Below are 1,439 nucleotides of genomic sequence, written 5' to 3'. Positions count from 1 at the left end.
TGAACTGCACCCCAAAAGTTAGACAGAAAAAATCTAACTTTTGGGGTGTTTTTATTATGAAATTAACTTATGATGATAAAGTTCAGATCTATGAACTTAGAAAACAAGGATATAGCATAGAGAAGCTTTCAAATAAATTTGGGATAAACAATTCTAATATTAGGTACATGATTAAATTGATTGATTGTTACGGAATAGAGTTCGTCAAAAAAGGAAAAAATCGTTACTATTCTCCTGATTTAAAGCAAGAAATGATTCATAAAGTCTTACATGAAGGCTGGACTAAAGATAGAGTTTCTCTTGAATACGGCCTCCCAAGTCGTACGATACTTCTTAATTGGCTAGCACAATACAAGAAAAACGGGTATACTATTGTTGAGAAAACAAGAGGGAGACCAACTAAAATGGGACGTAAACGGAAGAAAACTTGGGATGAAATGACAGAACTAGAGCGACTCCAAGAGGAGAATGAACGCTTACGTACTGAGGTGGCTTACTTAAAAAAGTTAAAAGAGCTGGAAGACAGGGACGAAGCCATACAGCGAGAAAGGCAGAGACAATTAGAGAAATGGCTTCAGGAGGATTTCGACTAGATTTACTTCTTGAAGTGGCTCGTTTACCTCGCTCAACTTACTATTATCAGTTGAAGGAACTAGATGGGCTTGACAAAGATAAAGATCTTAAAGCTGAAATTCAAGCTATTTTTACTGAGCACAAAGGAAATTATGGCTATCGCCGAATAACTCTTGAATTGAGGAATCGTGGTCATATAGTAAACCATAAGAAGGTCCAACATCTGATGAAAATCCTTGGTTTAAGTGCTCGAATTCGCCGTAAACGAAAGTATTCTTCCTACCAAGGAGAGATTGGCAAGAAAGCAGAGAATCTCATTCAACGCCAGTTTGAAGCATCGAGACCAATGGAAAAGTGCTATACGGATGTGACAGAATTTGCCATTCCAGCAAGTACTCAAAAGCTTTACTTATCACCAGTTTTAGATGGCTTTAACAGCGAAATTATTGCTTTTAATCTTTCTTGTTCTCCTAATTTAGAACAAGTAAAAACGATGTTGGAACAGGCCTTCACAGAGAAACACTACGAGAATACGATTCTCCATAGTGACCAAGGTTGGCAATACCAACACGATTCTTATCATCGGTTCCTAGAGAGTAAGGGAATTCAAGCATCCATGTCACGAAAGGGCAACAGCCCAGACAATGGTATGATGGAATCTTTCTTTGGAATTTTAAAATCCGAAATGTTTTATGGCCATGAGAAAAACTTCAAATCACTTAATCAATTGGAACAAGCCATTGTAGACTATATCGATTACTACAACAACAAACGAATTAAGGTAAAACTAAAAGGACTTAGTCCTGTCCAATACAGAACTAAATCCTTTCAATAATTATTTGTCCAACTTTTTGGGGTCAGTACAT

General features: G+C 36.8%; 1 protein-coding gene. It reads left to right on the top strand.

All coding sequences use genetic code 11. The features are described 5' to 3' along the window. Window positions 1–56: 56 nt before the first annotated feature. A protein-coding gene (locus N8M16_RS10025; protein ID WP_261070145.1) for an IS3 family transposase occupies window positions 57–1,408 on the top strand; the annotation gives its coding sequence in 2 pieces (ribosomal slippage) (window positions 57–498 and window positions 498–1,408; 1,353 coding nt in all). Window positions 1,409–1,439: the final 31 nt, after the last annotated feature.

This window comes from Streptococcus mitis (assembly GCF_946188375.1).
Lineage (GTDB): Bacteria > Bacillota > Bacilli > Lactobacillales > Streptococcaceae > Streptococcus > Streptococcus mitis_CX.
The sequence above is the reverse complement of the archived record's forward strand: the minus strand, read 5'-3'. Positions and strand labels throughout refer to the sequence as shown.